Here is a 19,142-nt window from a genome sequence, read left to right as displayed (position 1 = left end):
AGCATGAGCCGAAACGACGAAATCGCGACGCGACTGGAGGAGTTCGCCGACCTGCTCGACGCGAAGGGCGTCGAGTACAAACCGCAGGCCTACCGCCGCGCGGCCGAGAACATCCGTGACTATCCCGGGGCCGTCGAAGGCCTCGCCGCGGATGGCGCGGACGCCGTCGGTGAAATCGAGGGGGTCGGCGACGCCATCTCCTCGAAAGTCGTCGAGTACTTCGAGACGGGCGAAATCGCGGAGTTAGCGGAACTGCGCGCCGACCTACCCGTCGACATGGAAGCGCTGACCGCCGTCGAGGGCGTCGGCCCCAAGTCGGTCGGGAAACTGTACGAAGCGCTCGAAATCACCACGCTCGACGAACTCGAAGCGGCCGCAGAGGCTGGCGAGATACAGACGGTGTCGGGATTCGGTGCGAAGACGGAACAGAACATCCTCGACAACATCGACTTCGCCCGCGAGGCCCACGCGCGGACGCTACTCGGTGAGGCACGACCCTACGGCGAACGCGTCGAATCGTACATGGCCGACGTGGAAGGGGTCGAGAAGTACGCGCTCGGCGGGTCGCTCCGACGGTGGCGCGCGACCATCGGCGACGTGGACGTACTGGTCGGGAGCGAGGCCGCCGAGGCCGTCGTCGCGGCGTTCACCGACTGGCCCGACGTGGACCGCGTCATCGAGGCGGGCGAGACGAAAGCCAGCGTGATGGCGGGCGGGGTGCGGGTCGACCTCCGCGTGGTCGTCCCCGAGGAGTTCGGGGCCGCACTTCAGTACTTCACCGGGAGCAAGGACCACAACGTCGCCGTCCGCAACCGGGCCATCGAGCGCGACCTGAAGGTTAACGAGTACGGCGTCTTCGACGTTTCGGGCGTCGAAGACGACGACCAGCGGGCGGGCGAGCGACTCGCGGGCGCGACGGAGGAAGGCGTCTACGAGGCGCTGGGCATGACGTGGATGCCGCCCGAACTGCGGGAGAACCGCGGCGAAGTCGAGGCGGCCGTCGACGACGACCTGCCGGACTTGCTCGAAGAAGACGAGATACGCGGCGACCTGCACACGCACACAGAGTGGTCCGACGGCGGCAACACCGTCGCGGAGATGGTCGCCGGTGCGGCCGAGTTCGGCCACGATTACATCGCTATCAGCGACCACGCGACGGGGCCGGGAATGGTCGGTGGGGTGGGGGTCCCCGACGAGGAGTTGTGGGAGCAACTCGAAGAGGTTCGGTCGGTCGCCGAGGACGCCGACATCGACGTGTTCACCGGCGTCGAGGCCAACATCGGCGAGGACGGCGCTATCTCCGTCGCCGACGACTTGCTCGCCGAACTCGACGTGGTGGTCGCGTCGCCCCACGCCGCGCTCGACGGCGACGGGACCGACCGTCTCGTCGCCGCCGCCGAACACCCGGACGTGAACGTCATCGGCCACCCGACCGGTCGCTACCTGAACCGTCGTCCCGGCCTCGATGTCGACGTGGAACGACTGGCGGACGTGGCCGCCGCGAACGGCACGGCGCTCGAAGTGAACGCCAGTCCCGCGCGGCTGGACCTGAGCGGCAGCGGCGTCAAGCAGGCCATCGAGGCCGGTGCGACCATCGTCATCGACACCGACGCCCACAGCCCCGGCAACTTCGCGCAGATTCGCTACGGTGTCCACACCGCCCGACGCGGCTGGGCGGAGACGGCGGACGTGTTGAACGCGCGCGACGCCGACGGCGTCAGGGAGTTCCTCGATGAGTGAACCGGAGATGCGGGACCCGCTCCTGCTCGACGCGATGCTGGGTAAACTGGCGACGTACCTCCGGATGTGCGGCTACGACGCGGCCTACGCTCTGGACCGCGACGCGGAAGCCGACGAGGACGTGCTGGCGCTCGTCAGAACCGAGGGTCGTCGCCTCGTCACGCGGGACGAGCGACTCGCCCGCGACGCGCCGGACGCGGTCCTCCTGACCGAACGCGAGGTGGCCGACCAGTTGCGCGAACTCGCCGCGGCGGGCTTTCCGCTCGAACTCTCCGAGGAACCGCGCCACTGCGGGACCTGTAACGCGCCGCTCGAACGCGTCGACCGGACGGAACCGACGCCCGACTACGCGCCGAACCCCGGCGAGGAACCGGTCTGGCGGTGCCGAGACTGCGGCCAACACTTCTGGCGTGGGAGCCACTGGGAGGACGTGGCCGACACCATCGCGGACCTCTGATTACCCCCGGAGCGCTTCGACCGGCGGCTCCCACGCCGCCCGGTAGGCCGGATACAGGCCGCCGACGAGCGCCACGACGACGCCGAAGGCGAACGCGCCCAGCGGGACGACGGCGTTGCCGGGCAGGAGGACGGCCCACAGCGGGAGTTCCGTCTGCGTCGCCGTGACGACGACGGCCGTGACGCCCAGGAGTGCGCCGACGGCCCCGCCGACCACCCCCAGTAGCGTCGCCTCGACGAGCAGGGTTCGGAGGACCTGTCGGCGGTGGATGCCCACCGCCCGAAGGACGCCGATTTCGCCCCGTCGCTCCGAGACGGTCATCAACATGACGTTGAAGATGCTGACGCCAGCGACGACCAGCGAGACGCCCGCCACCGCGAGCAGGAAGCCGTTCAGCAGGTCGAAGAACTCCGAGATTCTGTCGAGGACGCTCGTCAGCGAGAAGACGCTGACCCGCTCCTGCCGGGCGTTCAGTCGCCGGTCGATGCCGTCCGCGATGGCCCGCGCGTCGGCCGCCGAGTCGGCTTGGACCACCACCTGCGAGTAGCCCGACGCGGCGAACTCGCTCGGCGGGAGGATGACCGCCGAATCGGCTTGGAGGGGCGAGATGCTGTCCACCTCGGGCAGGACGCTGACGACGCGGTACTCGTTCTGTTCGACGGTGATGGTGCTCCCCGGACGGAGCGAGAGGTCGGCGGCCACCTCGGACCCGACGATAGCACCTTGCCTGTGGAACGCCGGGACGACGCCGCTGCCGTTGCCGAACAACGCCTGCGGGCTATCGGTCCCGTACACTTGCGCGACGGTCTGTCCGCCGCTCGCGCTGACCGACCCGCCCGTCGCCTTGAGCGGGACGACCGTCCCGCGGCCGTCGGCGGCTCGCTGAATCGCCGCCAAGTCGCGCGAGTCCAGCGACTCCGGGCCGCCCTCGCCGGGGCTGACGATGATCTGATTGCCGAGGCCGCCGAGTTCCTCCGTCGCCGCGGCGCTCAGCGAGTTGCCGAGCAGTCCGAGTGTGACGACAGCGAAGACGCCGATGACGATGCCGAGCGCCGCCAGCGCGGCCCGCAGTCGCTGGCGGGAGAGGTTGCGCCGGGCGAGCGAGAGCGCCGGGAACCGGTGTTCGGCGTCACTCACGCTGAATCACCCCGTCGACGAGTTCGACGGTTCGGTCGGCGTACTCGGTCACCAAGTCGTCGTGCGTGACGGCGACGACGCCCACCGCAGATTCGTCGGCGATGCGGCGAATCTCCTCCAAGATAGCAGTTCCCGTCTCCCGGTCCAAGTTGCCGGTCGGTTCGTCGGCCAGTAACACGTCGGGTTCGTTGATGAGCGCCCGCGCGATGGCGACGCGCTGTTTCTGCCCGCCGGACAACTCGTCCGGCGTGTGGTCCAGTCGGTCGCCGAGGCCGACCCGTTCCAACAAATCGCGCGCCCGACCGGTGGCGTCGCCCGGGAGGAACGCCGTCGGCAATCGAACGTTCTCGACGGCGGTCAGCGTCGGCAGGAGGTGGAAGTCCTGAAAGACGAACCCCAGCGACTCGCGGCGGGCGTCGGTTCGCTGGGCCTCGGTCAATCCGGTGGTCGATTGCCCGCGGAGTTCCACGCGCCCGCTGGTGGGGTCGTCGAGCAGTCCGAGGACGTTGAGCATCGTGCTCTTGCCGCTTCCGCTCGGTCCGACGACGGCGACCACTTCGCCGCCCGCGCCGCTGTCGTAGCGCTTTGTCACGTCGCTCAGTTGGAGCGGCGGGGCGAGTTCGACCGGGTGCAGGTCCGTCGCCGTCATCCGTTGCGGGTCCGGCGAGCGAACAGCGTCACGACGACGGTGACGAGGAGGCCGAGGGTCACCGCGAGCGCGATACCCAGCGACTGCCGGTCCGTACTTCGGTCGGTCCCGTCGTCGGCCGGGAGCGGAACCTCGGCGGTTTCGGTGACTCGCTCGCCGCCAGTGGTGTACTGAACCCGGACGGTGAGCGCCGTCGCGTTCGCCGTGTCCGCCTGCGCGACGAGTTCGAACGGCGCGAACTCGCTCCCGGCGACGGTCCCGACGAAGTAGGTCCGCTGTGGGTAGGCCGGTTCGACGTACGCCGTGGGTTCGACGGCGACGACGGCGCTCGTCACGTCGCCGTCCCCGACGTTGGCGAGGTTCCCGTCGACGCTGACCCGTCCGTCGTCGCTCACGGACACGTCGAGGCCGGTAAGTTCGGCCGCGCCGCGGGCCGCGGCGTAGTCGTACGTCGTCGCGCTCTCGCTGCGTTCGCCCGCCGCGTCGTAGCGCGCGACGAACCGGACGCCGTCGACCGTCTCGACGCGTGAGAGGTCGGCGGTGACCGTGGCCGACTCGCCGGGACCGAGTTCGGGCGCGACGGCGAATCGCCCGACGGCCGAGAGCGCCGCGCCGTCGGGCGTTCGCGCGAGGAGTTCCACGTCGGAAATCGGCGCGTTGCCGAAGTTGGTAACCGTCACGTCGACCTGTGCCTCGCTCGTCTCCTCGTCGTCGTCGGCCTGTGGCTGGAGCGCGCCGCCGCCAGCGCCGCCGCCGAAGAGGCCCGATAAGCCGCCGGGGACCTGCGCCTGCTGGTCGCCCTGCGCGCGTTGCGCCCGGACGCCAACGTCTGTCTCCAGCGGCGCGACGGTCAGGTTCCGCGCGAAGGTGGCCGTTCGCTCGACGCCGACCGGCGTCGTGTAGTCGGTCCGGACCGCGACGCGCGTCTCGCTCGCCTCGGGGGCGCGCACCGAGAGGTTCACCGTCTCGGACGCGCCCGCCGCGAGCGTCGCGACCGTCCGCCGGGTCCGTTCGCCAGTGGCGGGGCCGGTCACCGTCAGTTCGATACCCCGTAGCGCCGCCGTCGTCGGGTTCGAGACGACGGCCCGGACCGGCGTGTCCGCGCCCGCGACGACGCCATCGGTACGGAGTTCTATCTGCGGCGCGCCCGCCTCGACGCCGACGGTCAGGGGCCGCGTCGCCCGGGCCGTCTCGCCGTCGACGTCCGTCCCGACGACCTCCAAGCGGAGGTCGTACGAGCGGGGTTCGTCGACGGTGAACGTCACCGGAACCGAGAGCGTCTCGCCGGGCGAGAGGCGGCCGAGGTCCGTCGCGCGGCCGAGGATTTCGTCGTCACCGCCGTCGCGCGGGCGGACGACGCGGACCTCGTCGAGCGTCAGCGAGGTGTTGCTCCCGCCCGAGAGCCTGACCGTCGTCTCGGCGGTTATCGGCGCACCTGCCGTCGGCGTCGCTGGCGTCACCGTCGCGTCTGTCAGCGTGAGTCGCGCGTCGGCCGCAACTGCCGGGCCGACGGCGGCGACGGGACCGAACAGGAGCAGTCCAACCACCGCGAGGAGGGCGTAGGGGCGTTCGCGCACCATCTACGTTCGTAAGGGGCCGAACGGCCAAATACCTTGGCTGGCAGGAACGGACGAGTCCAGAACGCTTGTAACTACCCTCGGCCTTAGAGTCGAACGATGACCCTCTCGGAGGAGGCCCGCGAGCGACTCGCCGACATCGTCGCCCACCAACCGACCAAGAACGGCGAGTTACAGGACCTGTGGGACATGGACAGCGGCAGCGAGGTCCACCAGTACCTCGAATCGGAACTGAAAGAGTACTACTACCGGAACGAGAACAGCCTCATCTGCGCGACGCCCGAAGCGACGACGCTCATCGACGGTGAGGACTCGGACCGAGTCCAGACCATGACGGTCACGCCGCTACAGAGCGTTATCGTCGAGGTGATTGCTGGCCCGGACGACGACAGTCAGAGCGTCGTCTCGGTGCTGCACGCGCTCAGAGCGGCGGGCGAGGACCCCGAGGTCGGCGAAGTCCGTTCGGCTCTCCGCGGCCTCGCGGATAAGGGCCTCGTCGAGACGATTCAGCGGACCGTGCCGACGTTCAGGCTCGCCGTCGCCCGCGAGGACGTGGACGTGGAAGTGACAGAGTCGTAGCCTATCGCTCCGGCAATCCCGGCCGTCGCCTGCGACGCCGCGTGTCGAGCAACCGTTTGATTCTGCGGCCCGGCCCACCCTCGATAGGCCACCCGCGGCCGCGCCAGACCGGCGGTTCGGGTTCGAACGCCGCGCATGCCCCGCGACACTCGCTCTGGGTCGGCACGCGGTCTTTCGCCGCACAGTACGGGTACACCCCCGTCTCGTCCGCCCGGAGTTCGAAGTGTCGACAGTCGGGGCGCATCGTCCCCGCGTACGCGCGCCATCCGCGCTCGTACGCTCGCTCGGCGATTGCCAGCCGCTTCTCCCGTTTCCACTCGGGGTCGGCGTACTCGAAGCGGGCCGCGCTCACGCCGTCGTCGGGTCGTTCGAGGATGCGCGTGCCCGGTCCAGACGCGGCGAGGGTCCGCGGTTCCCACGCCGACGCGGCCGTCCCCGCGTCGGTGTCGACGGTCAGGACGCCCACCTCCGCAGGCAGGTCCGCGAGCAGAATCGGTTCGACGCGCTCGCCGGTCGTCGCCGTCGCCACCCACACCTCGTCGGCCAGTCCGAGCGCCACGTCCCGTTCCAGTTGCCCCGCGAGGTCACGCGCCGCGCTCGCCGTCAAATCGGGTTTGTTCTCGACGGCGACGATTCGGCGGACCCACTCGGGGTAGGCCGTGCGCCGTCGAATCTCGATTCGGTTGCCGCGCTTGCGCGTCCGGAGGGCGTCGCGGTCGGCCGCCTCGTGGATGGACTCGCGGACGTACCGCCACGGATAGCCGGGGTCCGGCAGGGCGTCGCGGTAGTACGTCCAGTCGGCGGGCGCGTGTCGGAGGACGTGCAACAGGTCGGAGTCGAACGAGTCCGCGCCGAACGTCGCCCGCTCTCGGAGTCCCTCGGGGTCGCATTCGAGGACGACGGTGTCCCATCGGCGGTACTTCGTCCCGAGTTGACGGGCGACGACGACGGCCGAATCGCCACGCTCGGGGACCCACTCCCGTTCGGCCCACTGACAGACGCACAGTTCGAAGGCGAACTCGGAGGTGGTGCTGGGCACGGGCCTCGTACGTGTGCCGAAAAGAAAACTCTCCGGTCGAAAAGCGCGGTGTCAGACCGTCGTGGCGGTGCCGGTGGACTGCTGTCCGGTCTGGCCCGCGTGTTTTTCGAAGGCGAGTCCGAACATCCGGAACACCGCAACCTGCCCGTAGAACGTCGTGAATGGGACCAAGAGGAGGCCGATAATGGTGAACGCGAGAATCTGGTTGATGATGTTGAGGATGACGCCGACGACGATGGGCATCAGCACCGCGACGAAGTAGTCGCTCGTCAGGACGACGTTCTTCAGCATGTTGAAGTCGAACGCCGCACCGAGACTCCCCTCGACGGCCATGTTCGCGAGGGCTGCGGGAACGATGTAGTAGACGAGGAACAACACCGGAATCAGGAGGAGGATGCTCAGCAGGCCGAATCCGGCGAGGAGGCCACCGCCGTCGCCGCCTGCCGCACTCCCCAGACCGAGGAAGACGGCGCCGCCGCCGACGATGACAACGGTCGGGACGATGGCGTAGACGAAGCCTACGATTGTCACTTTGATACCGTCGACAATGAGCCCACCCCAATCTTCCCACGCCGGGGGTTCCGGGTCACCCTGAACCGTCGACCCGATGACGCGGAGCAGATAGCCGTTGAACGCGAAAATCGGCACGATGAGGAACGACAGGAACAGCACGACGCCGCCGATTAGCATTCGCCCGATCCAACTTTCACCCTGCATGGGGTAAGACAGCCCATCTTCTAGCATTTGTGGATACCTCAACTTGAGGCTCAATCCAACTACATATAAATTTGATGCTAAACCGGTTGTTTGAGCGCCGTCGAGTGTAGAAATGAGGTCGAGTTACCTCGGTACGACCGGTGACTAGCTCCCTCAGCGGGCCCGCTCTACCGTCAATCGACCCCGGAGGCGGAGCCACGGAGATGTCCACCGAAAATAGCCCGGCGGCACCGCTACCTGACCGCACTCACGCCGACCGGCGCGGTCACTCTTCCTCGTCCTCTAACTCCTCGTCGAGGAAATCGTGGGCGTCTTTCAGTATCTCGCGCGGCCCGTCCTGCGTGACGGTGTTGACTGCCTGGTCGTAGTCGCGCCACTGCAGGTCGCGGTGTTCGGTCGATAGCTCTGCGGACGCTTCGAAGGACTTTGCGATGAACAGGTGCACCGTCTTGTGGATGGTGTTGCCGTTCGCCTCGAAGACGTAGTCGTAGTCTTTGCGGAAACCGTCTAAGAGCCGGAAATCACCGATTCCGGCCTCCTCTTTCACTTCGCGGATGGCGGTCTGCTGGAGTTCCTCGTCGCCCTCGACGCCGCCCTTGGGGAATTCCCAATCGCCGGGTCGGCTCTTGAGCAGGAGGTACTCCCGCCGGCCACGCGTATCGCGAAAGAGGATGGCTCCCGCGCTCGTGGCCTCTATCATTACGGGATTTTACAACATCAGTACTTAAGAGAATATCGGAGCCACCGTCAGCCGCTAGGTTGGGCGCGAACGGCAGTTTTCTGCCCGCAACCGGCGGATTAAACGCGTTCCGGCGACGCCGCAGAGTTCCGGCCGCCGAGACGAAGCGCGAAACGGTGGGCCTTTTACACGCGCTCGCCACACTCCGTCCAGAGATGCCCTTCGTCACGACCCTGACACTCACGAGTGGGGACCGACACCGCCTCGACGACGTCGTGGCGGACATCAAAGACCGCGCCGAGCGCAAAGGCGTCCAACTGAAAGGACCCCGGCAGGACGAACCCGAGAAACTGCACGTCCCGCAGTCGAAGTCGCTGGGACCCGATGGCGGCCGCTTCGACCCGTGGGAGTACACCGTCTTCACGCGCTCGCTAGACATCGTCGGCTACGACGAGTTCGCCCGGAGCGTCGCCGGTGAAGGCCTCCCGCCCGGAATGCACCTCGAAGTGAGCGTCGAGCGAAAGACACCGCCGGGGAGCGGGTCATAAGGCCCTGCGGGCCCTTTGGCCCCCATGGATGCGGACCGACGCGACCGTCTCGTAGCACTGCGCCGTGACCTCCACCGCCACCCCGAACCGGCGTGGTGCGAGTTCTACACCACCAGTCGCATCGTCGAGGAAGTCGAGCGAATCGGCGTGGACGACCTGCTGGTCGGCCCGGAGATACTGGACGGCGAGGCCCGGATGGCGGTCCCCGACGACGACGTGCTCGCCGAGTGGCACGAACGCGCCCGCGAGGCGGGCGCGCGAGAAGACGTACTTGACGCGTGTGCTGGCGGGTTCACCGGCGCGCTCGCGACCATCGAACGCGGCGACGGGCCGACCGTGGCCCTGCGAGTCGACATCGACGCCCTGCCCATCACCGAGTCGGACGCGACCACGCACGTCCCCGCCGACGCGGGCTTTCGCTCCGAGAACGTGGGGTTCATGCACGCCTGCGGGCACGACGCGCACGCGACGTTCGGTATCGGCGTCCTCGAAGCCGTCGTCGACAGCGACTTCTCGGGGACGTTCAAACTCCTGTTCCAACCGGCAGAGGAGGTCATCGGCGGCGGGAAGGCCGTCGCCGAGAGCGGCGTGCTGGACGACGTAGACCGGTTACTGGCCGTCCACGTGGGACTCGACCACCCGACCGGCGAAGTCGTCGCAGGGGTCGACGGGTTCCTCGCGGTCCGGCAGTTCGAAGTGACCTTCACCGGCGAGTCCGCCCACGCGGGCGCGAGTCCGGGGTCCGGCCGGGACGCGGTGCAGGCCCTCGCGACGGCCGTCCAGAACCTCCACGCCATCCGGCGGCACGAGGACGGCGCGACGCGAGTCAATACGGGCGTCGTCGAAGGCGGGACGGCAACCAACATCGTCCCCGAATCGGCCCGCATCGCGGGCGAAGTGCGCGGCGAGACCACACGCCTGAAAGAGTACATGAGCGACCGGGCCGACACCGTCGTCGAACACGCGGCGGCGATGCACGACTGCGAAGCCGAGATTCGAACGACGGCCGAAGCACCCAGCGCCGAGAGCGACGCGGAATTGGCAGACATCGTCTACGACGTGGCCGGAGGCGTGACGGGCGTCACCTCGCGACTGCACCGCGACGACCTCGGCGGGAGCGAGGACGCGACCTACCTCATGGACCGCGTCCAAGAGCGGGGCGGCCTCGCAGCGTACGTCGGCGTCGGCACGGACCACCCCGGCGGCCACCACACGCCGACGTTCGACGTGGACGAGGCGTCGCTGGACATCGGTATCGCAGTCCTCGCCGAGACGATTGCCCGCTGTTGGTGAGCGGGGAGAAACCGAGTTCGAGTCGCCTCAGTACTTCGGCTCTGCGCCGGTGAGTTCGTAGATGTCGTCCATGATGGCGTCCCGTTCGCGCTGCCACGCGTCGAATCCGCTGGGGTCGCTCGGATAGGACTCGTAGTGGTCCAGCAGTCGGTCGGCGAGATTCTTCGTCTGGTAGAGGTCGTAGATGGTGCCCCAGTGGCCGAAGCTCTTTACCGCCATCTTCGCTTTGAGGGCGAGGCCGATACTCGTGGACCCGCCGTACAGCGCCTCGGCGAGTTTCTCGCCCGGCAGCGCGGCCAGCAGCGCCATCAGGTCGTCCACGTCGTAGGCCGTCGTGAAGATGTTGTACACGTCAAGCGCGGCGTAGCGCGCGCCGAAGTGGTCCATCACGTTGACGTTGTACTCCCAGAGCGCGCTCTCGTCGTCGGTCCGGCCGTCCTCGATTGCCTCGATGGCCTGCTCGGCGGCGTACTTGCCCGCGTAGGCCGCCCCGGCGATACCGCCGCCGGTGGTGGGGTTGACGTGGCCCGCCGCGTCGCCGACGGCCATGTAGCCGGGGGCGACGGCGGAGTCGTAGGGTCGGCGAGTGGGGAGGGCCGCGCCGAGTTTGTCCGTCACTTCGGCGCCGTCGAACTCCTCGCGGTCTTGGAGGTCCGCTCGCAGGTCCTCGACGAGTTCCATCGGTTCCTCGTTCATCTGGAAGCCGAGGCCGACGTTTATCTCCGTCTCCGTGCGCGGGAAGTACCAGAGGTAGCCCGCAGAGCGCTCGGTGGGCTTGAACACGAGGGCGTCGTCCCACTCGACCGGTTCCTCGACTTCGACGATTTCCCGGTAGGCCGAACAGAACTGCGAGTAGCGGACGTTCGTATCGAAGGTGGCGTCCTCGAAGTCGACTTTGTCCTGCAACAGCGAGAGCGACCCCGCGGCGTCGATGACCATCTCCGCCTCGTAGGTGACGTGGTCGCCCTTCCGGATGGCCGAGAGGCCCGTGACTTCGCCCGACTCGTCCTGCGACACGTCTTGGACGACGGTGTCGTAGTGGAACGTCGCGCCCGCCGAGTCCGCCCCGTCGATGAGACAGCGACCGTACTCCCAGCGGTCGATGACGGCGAGTTCTCCGGGCACCGGAATCTCCAGCACGGTGTCCTCTTGGGGAATCTCGAAGCGGCCGTGGTCGACGTCCGTGTTCGTGAACGCGGATTCGAGTTGGGACTTCGGAATCGCTTCGGGGAAGTCGCTCGCACCTTTCAGGGCGTCCCCGCAGGCGATGTGGCCCGCCTCCTCGGCGTCCTTTCGTTCGACGACGACGACGTCGTAGCCCGCGTCGGCGAGCGTCGCGGCGGCGTAACAGCCCGACGTTCCCGCGCCCACGACGGCAACGTCGTACTCGTGTGTGGTCATGCACGCTCGTCCTAACCCCAGAGAGAAAATCGTTCCGACTGTCGGATTCCGGGATAGCGCCGGGAATAAAGAGTTTTGCCGGGGGGTTCCGAACGCGGGGGTATGACCGACTACACCGTCGAGTTCGTCGGGACCGGCGAGGAGATTACGGTCTCCGACAAGCAGACGATTCTCTCTCGCTGCATCGAGGAAGGCATCGCGCAGGAGTACTCCTGTCGCGTGGGGATGTGTCTCGCCTGCTCCGCCGAAATCGTCGAGGGCGACGTGGTCCAACCGGCCGCGCGCGGCCTGACCGACGCGGAACGCGAGAAGTACGCGCTGACCTGCATGGCGCGTCCGGCCTCGGACCTCCGCCTCGACCGAGGGAAGTATCCGCCGAGCATCGAGGCCGACGCCGTCGCCGACGGCGACGCCGCCGCGGCCGACGACTGACCCGCCTCAAACAGTGGACAACGTCACCATGTGCCGTGTGAGTGAATGACAATCACATTCATTCATCACAGTCAGAATGAAGGGCAGGTCATATAAGCACGTGGGTCCTATGTAGGGATGACATCAGCGTCAGCGGACGGCCTTGGACGATTGACACACGCTCCCAACCATGACTAGCCGCGTATACAGACTTCATTCGACACTCGAATTGCCACTGGAAGATGCATACGACTTTTTCGAAGACCCCGACCTTCCACCGGAAATCGCTGACGTAGAAATTACCCGTCGCAACAACACGCTCATCGTGAGTGCCGTCGCGAAAGACGACAGCATGAGCAAGTACACGCCGACGGCCCAACTGAAAGCCAGCGTCACCGAGAACCGCGTCTACGAGGAAGACCCCGACGAGATGGGGCCGCCCGGCGCGGCGAGCACTGGGTCCTCTGGCGGCGGTCCGCAGTGGGGCGCACTCGAAGAGGAAGAGGAGGAAATCGAGTCGGAACTCGTCGAGTACGCCTGCTTCAAGGGCGACCGCGAGACGGTCCTCCAGAACACCGCGCTCCAGTACGCGATGTTCGAGGTCCTCTGTGAGGTCGCGAAAGTCGCCGAGAAGGGGACACTGACCGCTATCGCGTCCGTCGACGAGCAACTCGAAGCCGTCCGCATCGTCGACGGCGAGGAGCGACCCGCCTCCATCAACGTCGTCGAAGACCCCACCGACGAGGACGAGGAAGACGGCGTCAACTGGCGGGACAACGAGTTCATCAGCTAATCCGGCCGCGCGGTTCTATCGACCAACCAGTTCCCGACCAGCGACGCGCTCGGCGATTTCGAGCGTGACCGTCGCCTCGATATACGCGGCGACCAGAATCATCACCGCGGCGATGGCGACCAGCCATCCCGCTTCGCGCAGGTCCCGTTCGGTGAGCAGTTCGTCTTCGAGGCCCCGAAGATAGCGAACGGTGAGACGACCGAAGCGGAGACCGATGGCGGCGACGACGAGCAACGCCGGAATCTCGATAATGCCGTGCGGGACGAGGAGGGCCGCGACCACCAGCGGGTCGACTTGTTGGACCGCGAGGCCGACGACGGCGCCGATGACGAGGCCGTTCAACACGAGGCCGAAGACGGTGACGATACCCACCGAGACGGCACCTAACAGCATGACGAGCATCGCAACGAGGTTGTTAGCGGCGATAGCGGTGGTGGTCAGTTCCATCGGAAAGAAGGCGTCCGACTCGCTCGCGGGCGCTGTCGGGAACGACTCCAGCGGGACGGCGCTCCCCAAAGCGAACCCGGCGAGCGCACTCGCACCGAGGACGAGTGCTGCGACGGGGACGTAGAGGGCAATCCAGCGGCGGAACACCCCGGCCGCCGTACTGCGGGCGGACATACTACCCGTCTCGACGCGTCTCGGCGTGAAAAAAGGCGGCGTCGGAGCGAGTGGTACCGACCCGCACACTTGCTGGAATTCCAAAAAGCACTTACAACCGGCTAATTATATCTCATTACACGATGTCCGACTTCCCCGACTACCTCGACGTCGACTACACCGACGGCGAAGGCGAAGCACCCGAGGAGTACCCGACGGCCAACCACAAAATCGAGAAGGCCATCGAGGTCACGAAGACCGGCCTCGAACAGTACGAGAACCCCGTCGTCATGTGGACCGGCGGCAAGGACTCGACGCTGACGCTGTACTTCGTCAAGGAAGTCGCCGAGCGCTTCGACCTGGAAGTCCCGCCGGTCGTCTTCATCGACCACTACCAGCACTTCGACGAACTCATCGAGTTCGTCGAGCACTGGGCCGACGAGTGGGACCTGGACGTCATCTGGGCGCGCAACGAGGACGTGGGTAACTACGTCGACGAACACGGCCTCGAACCGGGCGACGACATCCCCATCGACGCCCTCTCCGAACACAACCAGCACCACGTCCGCAACATCCTCGAATACGAGGAGGATACCTTCCCCTTCCTGCTGGACACCTACGTCGGCAACCACCTCCTGAAAACCGTCGCGCTCAACGACACCATCGAGGAGCACGATGTCGACGGCATCATCTCGGGTATCCGCTGGGACGAACAGGAGTCCCGCGCCGACGAGACGTTCTTCTCGCCGCGTCACGACCCCGACATCTACCCGCCCCACGACCGTATCCAGACCATCCTCCAGTTCGCCGAGGCCGACGTGTGGGAGACCTTCTGGAACTTCGTCGTGCCGGACACCGTCGAGGGCTACCCCGAAGAGGGCTACGTCCCGCAGGGACAGGACGACCTCCCCGAGGGCATCGAGAAGGAGGACGTGCCCGTCTCGCCGAAGTACTTCGCCGGGTTCCGCTCGCTCGGAAGCGAAATCTCGACCGACAAGTCCGCCGAGGAACCGGCGTGGCTACAGGACATGGAGAACACGACCGAGCGCGCAGGCCGCGCCCAGGACAAGGAGGACCTGATGGAGCGCCTGCGCGACCTCGGCTACATGTAGAACCCCGTCTTTTTCACCCGGGTCAAAAATCTGGACCCGAAAGGCCGAACTCGTGGTGACACCGCGAGTTCGGTGCGGCATCGGTTTCGGCTGTCCGCTCGTTCTCCGCTCGACGGTACGCTTTTTTCCGCCGACCGCGCACCGGGCGGTATGAGTAGCGAGTACGACTGGCTCACGTTGGACGACGACGAGGAAATCGTCTGGGCGGGCCAGCCCTCCAGTCAGTCGCTGTACGGCGCGTATCTGGTCGGCGTTCCGATGATTCTCCTGCTGGGCCTCGGACTGGTCGTCATCGCCGCGGCGTACCTCCGACAGCAGAACACGGACTACGTCATCACGACCAAGGGCGTCTACAAGAAGACCGGCATCTTCAGCCGCGCCGTCACCGAAATCGAGTTCGAGAAGGTCCAGAATACCTCGTTTTCGGTCGGGCCGGTGGGCCGGTACTTCGGCTACGGCGACGTGATGATTAGCACCGCCGGTGGCTCCGGCGTCGAGATGATTCTCGACGGCGTCACGGACCCGCAGGCAGTCCAGAAGCAACTGTCCCGTCGCGTCAAGCGCGCGCAGGGCGACGCCGACGGCGAGACGGACGAGTCGACGAAAGAGGACGTGCTCGACGAGATTCTACTCGAACTGCGAGCCATCAGACAGTCGATGGACAACGGGGCGGCGGCCCGCGAATCCGTCACTGACGCCGACCCCGGCGAGCGAGACGGATGACCGCTCCCGAGTGGGTCACACTTGACGACGGTGAGGAAATCGTCTGGCAGGGCCAGCCACGGCGACGCGTCGTGTTTCAGGGCGTCGCCGCGGGAGTCGTCGCGGCGGTCGTCCTCACCGCCCTCGTCTGGGTCGCGCTCGCAGGTGCGGGCGTGACCGTCGGTCTTCGGCTGGCGGTCACCGCGCCGCTGGCGGGCCTCGCGTTCGCCGTGCCGACGGCGGCGGTGTGGCTCTGGCGACGGACGACACACTACGCCCTGACCGCGCGGGCGCTCTACCACCGCACCGGCGTCCTCTCGGTGACGGTCACGGAACTGCCGCTGGCGAAGGTGCAGAACACGTCCTACCGGCAGGGCGTCCTCGGGACCGTCTTCGGCCACGGAACCGTCACCGTCGACACCGCCGGGAGCGAGGGGGCCGAACTCACGCTGCAAGCGATGGACGACCCCGGCGCGATTCAACAGCGAATCGCCGACCGGGCGACGCGACTCCGAGACGAAGACCAGAGCGACGACATCCCCGGAGCCACCGACCAGTGGCGGGCCGTGCTTGCCGAAGTCCGGGCGATTCGCGCGGGCTTCGAGTAGCGGTCACGTCACGCCTCGTCGGTCGGCCGGTACTGCTCGCCGTCTTTCTCCAGACGGCCTTCGGCGACGGCGCGTTTCAGCGCCCGGTCGACCTCTCGCTTGTCGATGGTCGTCGCCCCCATCAACGAGTCGACCTGCGCGCGCGAGCACCAGCCGTCGTCGCCCGTCACGTCACGAATCGTCTCGACGACGCGCGTCGTGATGTCTGTCGGCATCGACCGGGAGAGCGAGTCCGCGACACTTGGGCGTAGCGGTCTGAAAACCGACCAAACGTTTACAGTTGCTCGAACCACCCGTGGAGTATGGACCGCAGTCGCAGGGCCGTTCTCGCGGCCGTCCTCTCGGGTAGCGTGGGCGCGGCCTTTCTCTCGCCAGCATCGGGCTATCTCGACCGCTTTGCCCCGTTGTCGGGCGATTACTGGGACGCCGCCGCGAGTGGTTCGCCGTCGACGGTCGAGAGTCCCCACGGGTCGGCGACGGTGCGCTACGACGACGACCGAGTGCCGACCGTCGAGGGCGAGTCGGATGCCGCCCTCGCCTACGCCGTCGGCTACACGCAGGCGACGGACCGACGCTTCCAGATGGACCTGTTCGTCCGGCGGATGCGCGGCGAACTCGCCGCCGCCGTCGGCGAACAGGGGGTCGAGTCGGACCGCTTTCACCGACAGATGGACTTCACGGCCGCCGCCGAGGCCAACTGGAGTGCACTCTCGGACACCGAGACGGGTGCAGCGCTGTCGGCGTTCGCCGACGGGGTCCGGGATGCGACGGGCGACGGGACGCTCGCCGCGGAGTTCCAACTGCTCGATTACGAACCCAGCGAGTGGTCGCCGGTCGATACCCTGCTCGTCCAGAAGCAAATCGGCTGGGGCTTGACGGGTAGTTTCCGGACGTTGCGGAACGCAGCGCTCGCCGAGGCACTGGACGCCGGCGCGGCGGCCGAACTGTATCCCGAGCGGTTAGACCACGACTTTCCCATACTCCGCCCGTCGGCTTCCTTCGGGTCGCAGGGACAGGAGACACCCACAGAGGCGCAGAAGACGGCGATGAGGGACGAGACCGAGGAGTCGCGCGCGGTCGACCTCGCGTTCGCGCGCTGGGCGTCGGCGTTCGAGTCGCCCGACGGGGTCGGGTCGAACAGTTGGGTCGTCTCCGGTGAGTACACCGACACCGGGGACCCGCTGTTGGCGAACGACCCGCACCTCTCGCTGCTGGCCCCGCCGCTATGGTACAGACAGCATCTGCGCGCACCCGAGTTGGCCGTCGGCGGCGTCGCCTTCCCCGGCGTCCCGTTCGTCGTCATCGGCGAGAACGACGCTGGCGCGTGGGGATTTACGAACGCCGGCGCGGACTCCATCGACTTCTACCGCTACGACGCCGACGGCGAGACGTACCGCTACGGCGACGAGACGCGCGAGTTCGACCGACGGACCGAGACAATCGAAGTCAGCGGCGGGCCGAACCGCGAGGTGACCGTCCGCAAGTCCGTCCACGGCCCGGTCCTCGAACGGTACGGTCAGCGCGTCGGCGTCGCGTGGGTCGGCTTACAGGCGAACCGAACGCCCGCGGCCGTCCGCGAACTGAACTACAGCGACGGCCGCGAGTCCGCGATGACTGCCCTGCAGAAGTTCGACCACCCGACGCAGAACGCCGTCTACGCCGACCGCGAGGGGAACACCCAGTACTACATGACCGGCTTGGTTCCGCGACGGTTCACCGACGGCGAGGCCGTCGCCGGAAACCGCGTCTTCGACGGGAGCGCGAAGGAGGGCGAGTGGGCCGGGTTCGAACCGTACGGCGTCCCCGACCGGACGGCGTTCGTCCCGAGCGCCGAGAAGCCACAGGAAGCCGACCCGGACTACGTCGCTACGGCGAACCAGCGCATCGTCGCCGACGACCAACTGGACCACTACCTCGCCGAGGCATACAGCGCGCCGTGGCGAGGCAAGCGAATCTACGACCTGTTGGACGAGCGCGCGACGAGCGACGAGCCGATAGACTTCGAGTATCTGCGCCGGGTCCAGCGCGACGTGTCCGACGAGCGAGCGGCGCTGTTCGTCCCGACCATCCTCGACGCGCGCTCGGAGATGGACGCGCCGGCCCGCGCGGCCGCCGACGAACTGGTCGAGTGGGACTATCGGATGACTCGCGACTCGCGGGCCGCGCTCTATTTCGCGTTCTTCGTCGACGCCTATCGCTCGCGCGTGTTCGACCCGGCATTCGACGCCGCTGGCCTCGACGACCGCTTCTACCCGAACGACTGGGTGCTGTTGCACCTCCCGCCGGACAGTCGGTGGTTCGCGGACCCGCCGGGCGGTGGTCCGCGGACGCGGGCCGAAACGATTGCCGTGGCGATGGCCGACGCCGTCGAAGCCGTCGACGAGGCGGGCTACGAGGTGTACGGCGACTACAACCGGACCGCTATCGACCACCCGTTCGACCAGTCGTTCCTGAACTATCCGCGCTACCCGACGGACGGGTCACCGGCGACGGTCCAGAACGTCCGCCAAGGCTCCGGCGTCGGGAGCAGTTACCGACTGCTCGCCCGCTTCGACGGCCAGCCCTCGGAATCGGTCATCCCCGGCGGCAACGCCGGGAGTCCGTTCTCGGAACACTACGACAACCAGTTGCGCGACTGGGCCGACGGCGAGTACCGTCCCCAAGAGGCGACGACGACCGGCGACCCAGACGTGCGGTTCGCAGCGGGAGGCGACGATGCGTAGTCCGACCGCGACCCTGTCGGCGGTCCAGCGCTCGCCTCGCCAGCGATGGGCGGCGACGCTGGGCGCGGCCCTGCTGGGGCTCGGCCTCGGGTCGCTGCACTGGTTCGGGTTCGTCGTGGGCGGGGCGCTGGTGGGTCTCTGTCAGCCCTCGCTCCGGTCGGCAGTCGCCACCGGCCTCGGGTTCGGGGTCATCGCCGTCGCCGTTTTCCTCGGTCGACTGGCGCTCGCGGGGAGCCTGAGCGGCGCGCTCGGGATGGGACCGGTGGTCGCTATCGCCGTCGTGACGCCGCTGGTCGCCGGACCGCTCGGCGCGCTGGTCCGCGGGGTGGTCGTGGCCGACGCCCCGGAGTGACGGGGAGACGATACGTATTTTCCGC

General features: G+C 67.5%; 21 protein-coding genes. 12 read left to right on the top strand and 9 right to left on the bottom strand.

Going from position 1 to position 19,142, the window contains the following annotated elements:
* Nucleotides 1–3 precede the first annotated feature (3 nt).
* Nucleotides 4–1,740, top strand: coding sequence for a DNA polymerase/3'-5' exonuclease PolX (gene polX / locus NJQ44_RS06600; protein ID WP_254273890.1), 1,737 nt, complete (start codon nucleotides 4–6; stop codon nucleotides 1,738–1,740).
* Nucleotides 1,733–2,197: a Mut7-C RNAse domain-containing protein gene (locus NJQ44_RS06595; RefSeq protein ID WP_254273889.1), complete on the top strand. Its 465-nt coding sequence runs from the start codon at nucleotides 1,733–1,735 to the stop codon at nucleotides 2,195–2,197. Before polX ends, NJQ44_RS06595 begins: the two co-directional genes overlap by 8 nt.
* On the opposite strand, the gene NJQ44_RS06590 is transcribed toward NJQ44_RS06595, so the two are convergent.
* The 3 genes from NJQ44_RS06590 to NJQ44_RS06580 are packed head-to-tail and all read right to left on the bottom strand — an operon-like array spanning nucleotide 2,198 to nucleotide 5,563.
* Entirely contained in the window at nucleotides 2,198–3,334 is a 1,137-nt protein-coding gene (locus NJQ44_RS06590; RefSeq protein WP_254273888.1) for an ABC transporter permease, read from the bottom strand.
* A complete protein-coding gene (locus NJQ44_RS06585) occupies nucleotides 3,327–3,983 on the bottom strand; it encodes an ABC transporter ATP-binding protein (RefSeq protein ID WP_254273887.1) in 657 nt (218 codons plus the stop codon). The genes NJQ44_RS06590 and NJQ44_RS06585 overlap by 8 nt, the downstream gene beginning before the upstream one ends.
* The gene (locus tag NJQ44_RS06580; protein WP_254273886.1) at nucleotides 3,980–5,563 is read right to left on the bottom strand and encodes a COG1361 family protein; all 1,584 of its coding nucleotides are present in this window, start codon (nucleotides 5,561–5,563) and stop codon (nucleotides 3,980–3,982) included. Before NJQ44_RS06580 ends, NJQ44_RS06585 begins: the two co-directional genes overlap by 4 nt.
* 96 nt (nucleotides 5,564–5,659) lie before the next feature.
* On the opposite strand from NJQ44_RS06580, the gene NJQ44_RS06575 reads away from it, so the two are divergent.
* Complete coding sequence (locus NJQ44_RS06575) at nucleotides 5,660–6,139, top strand: DUF5797 family protein (RefSeq protein WP_254273885.1); 480 nt, start codon at nucleotides 5,660–5,662, stop codon at nucleotides 6,137–6,139.
* A 1-nt stretch (nucleotide 6,140) separates the two neighbouring features.
* On the opposite strand, the gene NJQ44_RS06570 is transcribed toward NJQ44_RS06575, so the two are convergent.
* The 3 genes from NJQ44_RS06570 to NJQ44_RS06560 form a co-directional block, all read right to left on the bottom strand.
* Nucleotides 6,141–7,178 carry a DUF5787 family protein gene (locus NJQ44_RS06570; RefSeq protein ID WP_254273884.1) on the bottom strand — a complete coding sequence of 346 codons (1,038 nt, stop codon included), beginning with the start codon at nucleotides 7,176–7,178 and terminating at the stop codon, nucleotides 6,141–6,143.
* 51 nt (nucleotides 7,179–7,229) lie between these two features.
* Nucleotides 7,230–7,895 (bottom strand): DUF4013 domain-containing protein, encoded by a 666-nt coding sequence (locus NJQ44_RS06565; protein WP_254273883.1) that lies wholly within the window; start codon nucleotides 7,893–7,895, stop codon nucleotides 7,230–7,232.
* A 265-nt stretch (nucleotides 7,896–8,160) separates the two neighbouring features.
* Complete coding sequence (locus NJQ44_RS06560) at nucleotides 8,161–8,595, bottom strand: bis(5'-nucleosyl)-tetraphosphatase (protein WP_254273882.1); 435 nt, start codon at nucleotides 8,593–8,595, stop codon at nucleotides 8,161–8,163.
* A gap of 194 nt (nucleotides 8,596–8,789) precedes the next feature.
* Here NJQ44_RS06560 and NJQ44_RS06555 point away from each other — a divergent pair, with 194 nt between their 5' ends.
* Together NJQ44_RS06555 and NJQ44_RS06550 are read left to right on the top strand one after the other, a co-directional pair.
* On the top strand, nucleotides 8,790–9,122 hold the full coding sequence (locus tag NJQ44_RS06555; protein ID WP_254273881.1) for an uS10/mL48 family ribosomal protein: 333 nt from the start codon (nucleotides 8,790–8,792) through the stop codon (nucleotides 9,120–9,122).
* Between the two features lie 24 nt (nucleotides 9,123–9,146).
* A complete protein-coding gene (locus NJQ44_RS06550) occupies nucleotides 9,147–10,415 on the top strand; it encodes an amidohydrolase (RefSeq protein ID WP_254273880.1) in 1,269 nt (422 codons plus the stop codon).
* Nucleotides 10,416–10,442: 27 nt separating this feature from the next.
* On the opposite strand, the gene NJQ44_RS06545 is transcribed toward NJQ44_RS06550, so the two are convergent.
* On the bottom strand, nucleotides 10,443–11,816 hold the full coding sequence (locus NJQ44_RS06545; protein WP_254273879.1) for a geranylgeranyl reductase family protein: 1,374 nt from the start codon (nucleotides 11,814–11,816) through the stop codon (nucleotides 10,443–10,445).
* Between the two features lie 102 nt (nucleotides 11,817–11,918).
* Between NJQ44_RS06545 and NJQ44_RS06540 the strand changes: the two genes are divergently transcribed.
* On the top strand, nucleotides 11,919–12,248 hold the full coding sequence (locus NJQ44_RS06540; protein ID WP_254273878.1) for a 2Fe-2S iron-sulfur cluster-binding protein: 330 nt from the start codon (nucleotides 11,919–11,921) through the stop codon (nucleotides 12,246–12,248).
* Nucleotides 12,249–12,417: 169 nt separating this feature from the next.
* Nucleotides 12,418–13,020, top strand: a complete 603-nt coding sequence (locus NJQ44_RS06535; RefSeq protein ID WP_254273877.1) for a DUF7110 family protein — start codon at nucleotides 12,418–12,420, stop codon at nucleotides 13,018–13,020.
* A 15-nt stretch (nucleotides 13,021–13,035) separates the two neighbouring features.
* On the opposite strand, the gene NJQ44_RS06530 is transcribed toward NJQ44_RS06535, so the two are convergent.
* Entirely contained in the window at nucleotides 13,036–13,641 is a 606-nt protein-coding gene (locus NJQ44_RS06530; protein ID WP_254273876.1) for a stage II sporulation protein M, read from the bottom strand.
* A 122-nt stretch (nucleotides 13,642–13,763) separates the two neighbouring features.
* On the opposite strand from NJQ44_RS06530, the gene NJQ44_RS06525 reads away from it, so the two are divergent.
* The 3 genes from NJQ44_RS06525 (at nucleotide 13,764) to NJQ44_RS06515 (ending at nucleotide 16,042) form a co-directional block, all read left to right on the top strand.
* Nucleotides 13,764–14,732, top strand: coding sequence for a phosphoadenosine phosphosulfate reductase family protein (locus tag NJQ44_RS06525; protein WP_254273875.1), 969 nt, complete (start codon nucleotides 13,764–13,766; stop codon nucleotides 14,730–14,732).
* A gap of 150 nt (nucleotides 14,733–14,882) precedes the next feature.
* The gene (locus NJQ44_RS06520) at nucleotides 14,883–15,455 is read left to right on the top strand and encodes a PH domain-containing protein (protein WP_254273874.1); all 573 of its coding nucleotides are present in this window, start codon (nucleotides 14,883–14,885) and stop codon (nucleotides 15,453–15,455) included.
* Nucleotides 15,452–16,042 (top strand): PH domain-containing protein, encoded by a 591-nt coding sequence (locus NJQ44_RS06515; protein WP_254273873.1) that lies wholly within the window; start codon nucleotides 15,452–15,454, stop codon nucleotides 16,040–16,042. Before NJQ44_RS06520 ends, NJQ44_RS06515 begins: the two co-directional genes overlap by 4 nt.
* Before the next feature lie 8 nt (nucleotides 16,043–16,050).
* Here the strand turns inward: NJQ44_RS06515 and NJQ44_RS06510 are convergent, their stop codons facing one another.
* Nucleotides 16,051–16,257 (bottom strand): hypothetical protein, encoded by a 207-nt coding sequence (locus tag NJQ44_RS06510; RefSeq protein ID WP_254273872.1) that lies wholly within the window; start codon nucleotides 16,255–16,257, stop codon nucleotides 16,051–16,053.
* 87 nt (nucleotides 16,258–16,344) lie between these two features.
* Here NJQ44_RS06510 and NJQ44_RS06505 point away from each other — a divergent pair, with 87 nt between their 5' ends.
* On the top strand, nucleotides 16,345–18,765 hold the full coding sequence (locus tag NJQ44_RS06505) for a penicillin acylase family protein (RefSeq protein ID WP_254273871.1): 2,421 nt from the start codon (nucleotides 16,345–16,347) through the stop codon (nucleotides 18,763–18,765).
* Complete coding sequence (locus NJQ44_RS06500) at nucleotides 18,758–19,117, top strand: hypothetical protein (protein WP_254273870.1); 360 nt, start codon at nucleotides 18,758–18,760, stop codon at nucleotides 19,115–19,117. The genes NJQ44_RS06505 and NJQ44_RS06500 overlap by 8 nt, the downstream gene beginning before the upstream one ends.
* Nucleotides 19,118–19,142 lie beyond the last annotated feature (25 nt).

Source organism: Haloarcula marina, from assembly GCF_024218775.1.
Classification (GTDB): domain Archaea; phylum Halobacteriota; class Halobacteria; order Halobacteriales; family Haloarculaceae; genus Haloarcula; species Haloarcula marina.
Note: the sequence above shows the minus strand (reverse complement) of the source record. Positions and strands in the feature narration are given on the sequence as shown.

Coding starts and splice junctions, on each gene's coding strand:
- polX (WP_254273890.1), top strand. CDS start 4: ATGAGCCGAAACGACGAAATCGCGACGCGACTGGAGGAGTTCGCCGAC.
- NJQ44_RS06595 (WP_254273889.1), top strand. CDS start 1,733: ATGAGTGAACCGGAGATGCGGGACCCGCTCCTGCTCGACGCGATGCTG.
- NJQ44_RS06585 (WP_254273887.1), bottom strand. CDS start 3,983: ATGACGGCGACGGACCTGCACCCGGTCGAACTCGCCCCGCCGCTCCAA.
- NJQ44_RS06580 (WP_254273886.1), bottom strand. CDS start 5,563: ATGGTGCGCGAACGCCCCTACGCCCTCCTCGCGGTGGTTGGACTGCTC.
- NJQ44_RS06575 (WP_254273885.1), top strand. CDS start 5,660: ATGACCCTCTCGGAGGAGGCCCGCGAGCGACTCGCCGACATCGTCGCC.
- NJQ44_RS06565 (WP_254273883.1), bottom strand. CDS start 7,895: ATGCAGGGTGAAAGTTGGATCGGGCGAATGCTAATCGGCGGCGTCGTG.
- NJQ44_RS06560 (WP_254273882.1), bottom strand. CDS start 8,595: ATGATAGAGGCCACGAGCGCGGGAGCCATCCTCTTTCGCGATACGCGT.
- NJQ44_RS06555 (WP_254273881.1), top strand. CDS start 8,790: ATGCCCTTCGTCACGACCCTGACACTCACGAGTGGGGACCGACACCGC.
- NJQ44_RS06550 (WP_254273880.1), top strand. CDS start 9,147: ATGGATGCGGACCGACGCGACCGTCTCGTAGCACTGCGCCGTGACCTC.
- NJQ44_RS06545 (WP_254273879.1), bottom strand. CDS start 11,816: ATGACCACACACGAGTACGACGTTGCCGTCGTGGGCGCGGGAACGTCG.
- NJQ44_RS06540 (WP_254273878.1), top strand. CDS start 11,919: ATGACCGACTACACCGTCGAGTTCGTCGGGACCGGCGAGGAGATTACG.
- NJQ44_RS06535 (WP_254273877.1), top strand. CDS start 12,418: ATGACTAGCCGCGTATACAGACTTCATTCGACACTCGAATTGCCACTG.
- NJQ44_RS06530 (WP_254273876.1), bottom strand. CDS start 13,641: ATGTCCGCCCGCAGTACGGCGGCCGGGGTGTTCCGCCGCTGGATTGCC.
- NJQ44_RS06525 (WP_254273875.1), top strand. CDS start 13,764: ATGTCCGACTTCCCCGACTACCTCGACGTCGACTACACCGACGGCGAA.
- NJQ44_RS06520 (WP_254273874.1), top strand. CDS start 14,883: ATGAGTAGCGAGTACGACTGGCTCACGTTGGACGACGACGAGGAAATC.
- NJQ44_RS06515 (WP_254273873.1), top strand. CDS start 15,452: ATGACCGCTCCCGAGTGGGTCACACTTGACGACGGTGAGGAAATCGTC.
- NJQ44_RS06510 (WP_254273872.1), bottom strand. CDS start 16,257: ATGCCGACAGACATCACGACGCGCGTCGTCGAGACGATTCGTGACGTG.
- NJQ44_RS06505 (WP_254273871.1), top strand. CDS start 16,345: ATGGACCGCAGTCGCAGGGCCGTTCTCGCGGCCGTCCTCTCGGGTAGC.
- NJQ44_RS06500 (WP_254273870.1), top strand. CDS start 18,758: ATGCGTAGTCCGACCGCGACCCTGTCGGCGGTCCAGCGCTCGCCTCGC.